The organism is Lysinibacillus sp. NPDC056959, assembly GCF_042674095.1.
In the GTDB taxonomy this organism is placed as follows: Bacteria; Bacillota; Bacilli; order Bacillales_A; family Planococcaceae; genus Lysinibacillus; species Lysinibacillus zambalensis.
Genome location: NZ_JBHURE010000011.1, coordinates 1 through 7,484, shown reverse-complemented (window position 1 = coordinate 7,484; position 7,484 = coordinate 1). Strand labels below are relative to the sequence as shown.

The 7,484-nt window shown below is 41.2% G+C and carries 5 protein-coding genes and 1 riboswitch; all 5 genes read right to left on the bottom strand.

The genetic code is table 11. The annotated features are described in order from the left end of the window. Window positions 1–173: 173 nt before the first annotated feature. Window positions 174–356, bottom strand: a riboswitch (cobalamin riboswitch). A gap of 146 nt (window positions 357–502) precedes the next feature. Next, window positions 503–2,170: an acyl-CoA dehydrogenase family protein gene (locus ACFTQ7_RS13905; protein WP_386829444.1), complete on the bottom strand. Its 1,668-nt coding sequence runs from the start codon at window positions 2,168–2,170 to the stop codon at window positions 503–505. 1 nt (window position 2,171) lies between these two features. Beyond that, window positions 2,172–3,674, bottom strand: a complete 1,503-nt coding sequence (locus ACFTQ7_RS13900; protein WP_386829443.1) for a class I adenylate-forming enzyme family protein — start codon at window positions 3,672–3,674, stop codon at window positions 2,172–2,174. Continuing rightward, window positions 3,667–4,056: a MerR family transcriptional regulator gene (locus ACFTQ7_RS13895; protein WP_386829441.1), complete on the bottom strand. Its 390-nt coding sequence runs from the start codon at window positions 4,054–4,056 to the stop codon at window positions 3,667–3,669. The genes ACFTQ7_RS13900 and ACFTQ7_RS13895 overlap by 8 nt, the downstream gene beginning before the upstream one ends. Before the next feature lie 619 nt (window positions 4,057–4,675). After that, the gene (gene argS, locus ACFTQ7_RS13890) at window positions 4,676–6,343 is read right to left on the bottom strand and encodes an arginine--tRNA ligase (protein WP_386829439.1); all 1,668 of its coding nucleotides are present in this window, start codon (window positions 6,341–6,343) and stop codon (window positions 4,676–4,678) included. Then, the gene (locus ACFTQ7_RS13885; RefSeq protein WP_323648762.1) at window positions 6,343–6,774 is read right to left on the bottom strand and encodes a YwiB family protein; all 432 of its coding nucleotides are present in this window, start codon (window positions 6,772–6,774) and stop codon (window positions 6,343–6,345) included. The genes argS and ACFTQ7_RS13885 overlap by 1 nt, the downstream gene beginning before the upstream one ends. Window positions 6,775–7,484: the final 710 nt, after the last annotated feature.

Below are 7,484 nucleotides of genomic sequence, written 5' to 3'. Positions count from 1 at the left end.
TATCACCCAACTTTTTGAGTTTATTACCTAACATTGTGGGGGTATCGCCCTCTTTTTCAAATTTATCGATATTCAGCTTACAAAACAAATACCCCTCATCATAAAAAAAATGAGGGGGTCAAATTTGCACAATATACATATACAAAATCCACCATCCTATCCTCGTAGGCTACAACGTGTTTTCTATAAAGGCAGGTCTCCTGGCTCGTGCTTCATACGCTTTTTCAAGCCTTCCCGAAATTTTCAGTGGCGCAGATTGAAAAAACTCACACTTACAGTGGCGGGACCGCATCGGAATTACACCGATTTCCCTTTTCACTTTACTTAAGTAAAGAACCTTTATAATATTCAGTTGATTGTATTATACATGAAAATCAAAGAAGTCGCCTCCATTCGAGACGACTCTTCATCAAATCAATTATGCTCGTCATCATTGCCACAGGACGTGGCGTGCTTAGACTGGGTTCCTCTATTTCAGCGGATGTTTGGACGCTGAAAAAAGTTAAACTATGTCAGAAAAATACTGTACCGTTTTCATTGGTGCACCCATTTCTCGTAATGCCCATGTATTCTCTAAATAAATGTCTGCTAGCTTCTCATATTTGCCGCCGAATCTTTGTGCCCATTCAACTGCTACAACACTTTCATATAAATGTGCCATTTGCTCTGCGACCTTTTTTGCTTCAAACGTTTTTGTTGCATCATCTAAACGGCTAAATGTTTGCAAAGTTGAATCTAGTTTTGCTAATTGCCCTACTACAATTTCAACTAATGGACTGACAGCCAGTTTTTCTAGACGTTCCTCCATAACACGAACAAACATTACGTGCACATGAAACTTATCAACTAAACGAATGAGCTCTAAAGCTAAAATATTTGCAGTCCCCTCCCATACGGTAAGGACCTGTGCATCTCTTAATAACCGAGGTGTAACAAAGTCTTCAATATAGCCGTTTCCGCCATGTAATTCAATGGCTTCACTCGCATAATGTACAGCTTGCTCAGCCGTTTCTTTTTTCATGATTGCAATATACAAGCGGTTCAAAATGATGTCCTCTTTATTCCCCTGTCCACTAGTTACTTTATCGTATAGCTGAATAAGATCAAAAACCGTAGCAACTTCTACATGAAGCTTGGCAGCAAATTTCCCTAGTGTATCCTGGATCATAGGATATTGCGTTAAAGGCTTACCAAATGCATGGCGATTTGTCACATAGTGCTTCGCCTCTAAATAGCCGCGACGTATGATGCCGATAGAAGCAACTGCATTGCAAATTCTTGATAAATTAAGCGCCTCCAACATATAGTAAATCCCTTTATTCGGATCACCAACAACATATGCTAGCGCCCCATCAAATTCCACCTCACCAGAAGGTACTGCTCTAACACCAAGTTTATCCTTTAAACGCCGAACGCGCAGGTTATTAACTGTGCCATCATCATTTCTCCATGGAACTGCAAACAATGTTAAACCCTTTGAGCCTGCGCGAGCCCCTTCCATGCGTGCCAATACCATAGTCACTCCACACATTCCAGCGTTAGATGCAAAATATTTCTCACCATATAAACGATACTGATTGCCGTCCTGCCTTGCCTCTACAACATTCGCTCCGACATCAGAGCCACCTTGGCGCTCCGTTAAAAATGTAGCCCCCTCATAGAGCTCTGTCTCTCCAGTTGCACAAACATGTGGTAAAAAGCGCTCCTTCACCTCATCACTCGCATAATGATCAAGCAGATAAGCCGTTGCCATCGTTAACGTAACAGGACAGTAAAAGCCTGGTTCAGCATGTGATAGTATATAGCCTTGAGCAAAGCTATACACATAGTTGCCCTTTCTACCTAATTGCGGAATATCTTTATGCACATAGCCAACAATGCCAGTATTGTACGTCTCTTCAATTGTTTTTTTATAGCCGTCATTGACCCAAATCTCTGACACTTCTTCACCATAGGCATTATACCTTTGTAATCGAGGTTCACCCTCTCTATCCGTATGTTTAGCTCTCACATCAATATCTCCTGCACAAAGCTCGCCGAAATCTGTTAGCTCACGTGTTGCATATTCCGCAAACTCTTTATCTAGCATCATTTCTAAAACATTTTGAAGTGTATCATTCTCTTTAAAAAAGTTTGTTGTCTTCATTTCTTCCTGCTGTAAAACCTTCATTTTATTTCACCTCTTGTCCTTTCAACGTTTGTTTTAGTATTTTGCCTGATGCATTTCGTGGTAGCGCTTCCACACGTTCAAACATGCGTGGAATTTTATATTTAGCAAGATGCTCCTCCAAATAAGCTTTAAGTTCGTTCTCGTCAATTTCTGTTTTAGCAGCATAAACAGCCTTCACCGTTTCTCCCCACTCCGGATGTGGTACACCTATTACAGCAACTTCAAATATTCCCTCATAACTCAACATACGATCTTCAATTTCTTTCGGATAAATATTCACACCGCCTGAAAAAACGACATCCTTTTTACGATCGACAATCCAAATATAGCCGTCCTCATCTAAGCGAGCTAAGTCTCCTGTTTTCAGCCAGCCATCTATAAATGCAGCCTTTGTTGCAATGTCATCCTTGTAATAGCCCAGCATATTGCTCTCACCGAATAACACAATTTCTCCTACTTCACCAACACTGACATCTTCTCCAATGTCGTTGATAATACGCAACTCTGCTCCAAGTGGTGCACGTCGCCCAACACTCCCCGCCTTCGTTGCATGCTCTTCACCAAGCAATATTGAACCGTTTGGCCCAGCCTCTGTTAAGCCATAGACACAAGTTAAATTTTCTGTTCTAAAAGCTTTTTGTAAATGACGGACTTCGTTTTGTGATAATGGTGCGCCACCATATGCCCACCATTTCATCGATGATAAATCAGCTGTTTGCAATCTTGGCAGTTGGGCAGTTAACAAATATGCAACAGGCGCTCCAAAGAAATGTGTCGTCCGCTCCTGCTCTATTGAATCAATAAATAAATCAGGTGTAAACGTTGGTGTTAACACGTTTGTTGATCCTACAAGTACCCCTGCCATTAAAAATAAATGTAATGGAGCTGAATGCGTTAACGGCATCATAAGAAGGATCCGGCTTTCTGGCTTTACTTCCATTTCCACTGCAATCATTTGCGCTACAGATAAAATATTGCGATAGCTAAACAACACACCCTTTGGTTTTCCCGTTGTACCTGATGTATATAAAATCGTTGAGACATCATCTTCATTCAACTGGCAATCAATTGTTTGAGTGCTTGCATGTTCAATAAGTGTTTCATAGTTTAGCCAGCCAGCGTACTCTTGACCCGTTTTGATTTTTAAAGGAACTACCGTGATGTTTTCAACTACTGCAAAAATTGCCTCATGCACTAAAATAGCTTTAGCATCAGCATGCCGAGCTACATACTCGACCTCCTGCAACGTAAATTTCGCATTTACCGGTACGACAATAGCCCCGATGCGCTGAATAGCAAAATAGCTAACAACAAACTCTACAACATTTGGCATAAAAATGATTACTTTATCGCCTTGTCGCACACCCTGCTCTACTAAAGCATGACTAAAACGTGTCACTTGCTCATCTAAATCACGATAAGTTACTCGTCTGCCCTGACAAACAACCGCTTCACTCATAGGGTACTTTCGCGCATTACGTGCTAACAAATTCGAACTATTCATCAAGCATCTCTCCCTTTAAAGTCGCTAATTTTTCTGTAAATATGCCTTGTAACTGCTGTATCTCCTTTTTCATCTGTACAAGCTCTGCAATTTTGCCATCAATCTCTTCAATTTTTTGTTCCCCATACTCGACCGTACGCTCCAACTGCTGAATGCCGGTGCGATCATAATCAAACAGCAACACCATCTCCTTAATCTCCTCAAGTGAAAAACCGTACCGCTTTCCTCGGATAATAAGCTTAAGCTTCGCTAATTCTTTTTTTGAAAAGGTTCGCTGATTAGTAGATGATCGATTGGGATGAAGCAGCCCCAGCTCCTCATAATAGCGAATTGTCCGTGTTGAAACATTAAACTGCTTAGCCACTTCTTGAATCGTCTTCAACACCATCTCCCCCTTCCCATTTTTCATCAGTATATCATTGACGCTAACGTAAACTTCAACAAAATATCTGAATTTTGCAGAAAATTATAGTTTTAGAGAGATGAATCTGATTATTTCGGAGATATTATCTAGCACTTTGATGGTTCTATCCACGACTTTTAGAGTTCTATCCGCGATATTGGGGGTTCTATCCACGTTTTTGGGGATTCTATCCACGTTTTTGATGGTTCTATCCACGTTTTTGGGGATTCTTTCCGTCGCCCCGACTGCTCCTTCCGTCGCTTCGGATTCTTTCCGTCGCCCCGACTGCTCCTTCCGTCGCTTCGGATTCTTTCCGTCACCTCGGCGGTTCTTTCCGTCGCTTCGACTATTCTTTCCGTCGCTTCGGATTCTTTCCGTCGCTTCGACTATTCTTTCCGTCGCCACGGCTGCTCTTTCCGTCGCTTCGGCTATTCTTTCCGCCTCCCCGGAATCTTTCCCTCACCCCGGCCACTCTTACTGTCGCTCCGCCATTCTTTCCGTCGCCCCAGCCACTCTTTCCCTCGCCTCAACCGCTCTTGCTACCTAAAACAAAAAAACCCCCGGCACATGATTGTGCCGAGGGCTGGAAAGACGATTATTACATTTTTTCTGGTGCTGAAACGCCGATTAAGCGTAGTGCGTTGGCAATTGTTGTACGCACAGCAGTGATAAGGGCTAAGCGAGCTTCTGTTAGCTCTTTATTTGAAGCATCTAACACTTTTTCAGCGTTATAGAAGCTGTGGAATGCAGCTGCTGTTTCTTGAATATAGTTGGCGATACGGTGTGGTGTACGGTGCTTCGCAGCATCTGCTACCATTTTCGGGAAGTCGCCCACTTTTTTCAGTAAATCGATTTCTTTTTCAGCAGTTAGTAGGCTTAAATGATCTGTTGTTGCAGCAAAGCCTTGCTCATTTGCTGAGCGTAAAATTGAAGAAATACGTGCATGTGCATATTGTGCGTAGTACACTGGGTTTTCGTTTGATTGAGAAACGGCAAGGTCAAGGTCAAAGTCCATGTGAGAATCGCCTGCTGTTTTCACGAAGAAGTAACGAACTGCATCTAAGCCAACTTCTTCTACAAGCTCACGCATTGTAACAGCATTCCCTGTACGTTTAGACATTTTGAATTTCTCACCGTTTTTATAAAGTTGAACCATTTGGATGATTTCTACTTCAAGTGTATCACGGTCGTAACCAAGCGCCTGAATGGCAGCTTTCATACGTGGGATATAGCCGTGATGATCAGCACCCCAAATATTAATTAATTTATCGAAGCCGCGTACAATTTTATCTTCATGATATGCGATATCTGGAGTCAAATATGTGAAAGAGCCATCATTTTTAATTAACACGCGGTCTTTATCGTCGCCAAATGTTGTCGAACGGAACCAAGTAGCACCGTCTTCTTCAAATACATGGTCATTCGCTTTCAGTTTATCTAAAGCTACTTCGATTTTGCCGTTTTCGTATAGTGATGTTTCTGAATACCACTCATCAAAGTTTACACGGAAGTTTGCAAGGTCTGTTTTTAACTTGGCTAATTCTAACGCTAAACCATGTTGACGGAAGAATGCAAAACGTTCTTCTTCAGATTTTGATAAAATTGCATCGCCATGCTCACCTGCTAGTTTACCAGCGATTTCAATAATATCTGGACCGTGGTAGCCATCCTCTGGCATCTCAGCATCCAATCCTAAAGCTTGCTTATAACGAGCTTCAAGTGAATACGCTAAGTTATTAATTTGGTTACCTGCATCGTTAATGTAGTACTCACGAGATACTGCGTAACCTGCCATATCTAACACATTACATAATGAATCCCCTACAGAAGCTCCACGTGCATGACCTAAATGAAGATCTCCTGTTGGATTTGCAGATACGAATTCAACTTGAACTTTTTCTCCTGCACCAGCATTTGAACGGCCATAATCAGCACCTTGCTCAAGCACTGCTTTTACTACACCTGTTAGGAAATCTTTACGCACAGTGATATTCATGAAGCCAGGGCCAGCAATATCGATTTTTTCAATATCTGTCCCTGCTGTGTCTAGGTTTTCTAAAATTGCTTCTGCAATCGCACGAGGTGGTTTTTTTGCTAACTTCGTTAATTGCATTGCAATGTTTGTTGCATAGTCCCCATTTGCCTTATCCTTCGGTGTTTCTAGGTGAATATTTAACTCTGTGCCAGCTTCGACTAAACTAGCTTTTTCAACAGCCTGCGCAATTGCCACTTTAATGGCTTGTTGTACTTGTTCTACTGCGTTCATCATTGTACCTCCGTAAATGTAATGTCTAATGTATAATTGCCAACGGATTGCCCACCCATTAGTAAATCGTACTGTACATGGAAATCTCCACTTACTGCCTGCTTTGTAAATGTCATTTCCTTCGTGTCTATGACGAGTGGCATTGAACCTAATTCACTTTCATAATGACCCATTTGTTGTTCAATTATGTTAAGTGGTAATCGCATTTTTACTGCTCCATTACGCATAATTAATGCCTGTTCATTGCCTAGCTTCATAGTTGTGCGGATGGTTTTATCCTCTTGCACCTCTTCATATTTCAAATATATGCTTCCTGCTTTTTCAAGTAGCTGCCCTGTTAGCAACATTTCATAACCTTCAGATTCCCCCTCAATTGGGCGAATTGTAGAAATGAGCTTAATGTTCACCTGCGATCTTGCTTCGTTCGCCATTATGGACGCTCCCTTTTAATGTTTTTACTATAACCTTTTTATTATATATTAGGAATGATGCAAAATACAATATGCAAGTGCTTTGAAGTCTGATAAATCAACGATTATGATATTATTCTCCATTATCTCAACAATGCAAGATAAAGCATGTTTTCGGTGCAGAATTGGGGCTAGTTTGGGGCTAAATATTAACGCTTTGGTGGGCATGTTTGTAGGAATGTAAGTAGGACTGGGAATAATACCCCAGTCCTTTTTATTTTACCTTCCACAAAAAACACCTGGCGTAACAATTGCCTTGTAAAACATCACCACAAATTTGTGGGCATCTTTTCACTGTCGAATTTCCTGCTACGAAATCTCATGACTTAAAATTCAGCCGCCAAATACGTGAGCTGAAAAATCAGCCGACCTCACAAAATTATGGACTCGTCAATTTTTACGATTCCTCATTTTTGAGGAGACCACCTGTACTTTCAGACAAAAATGTCGTAAAGCCGACTACCTTATTAGGACAATCCATTTTTGGTTTGACCGCATGATTGAATACGGATTTGTTGAAAACTTTGATTTTGCCGTGTTGGACAAAAATGTCCGCCGTGAAGATGGCCTCAAAAATAAAATGTACCCTATAAGATAGACACTTTCAAAAAGGTCATCTTATAGGGTATTTTTGTTTATAATGAAGAAAAACGAGCGGTGGTAAATAGGAT

Coding starts and splice junctions, on each gene's coding strand:
- argS (WP_386829439.1), bottom strand. CDS start 6,343: ATGAACGCAGTAGAACAAGTACAACAAGCCATTAAAGTGGCAATTGCG.
- ACFTQ7_RS13885 (WP_323648762.1), bottom strand. CDS start 6,774: ATGGCGAACGAAGCAAGATCGCAGGTGAACATTAAGCTCATTTCTACA.
- ACFTQ7_RS13905 (WP_386829444.1), bottom strand. CDS start 2,170: ATGAAGGTTTTACAGCAGGAAGAAATGAAGACAACAAACTTTTTTAAA.
- ACFTQ7_RS13900 (WP_386829443.1), bottom strand. CDS start 3,674: ATGAATAGTTCGAATTTGTTAGCACGTAATGCGCGAAAGTACCCTATG.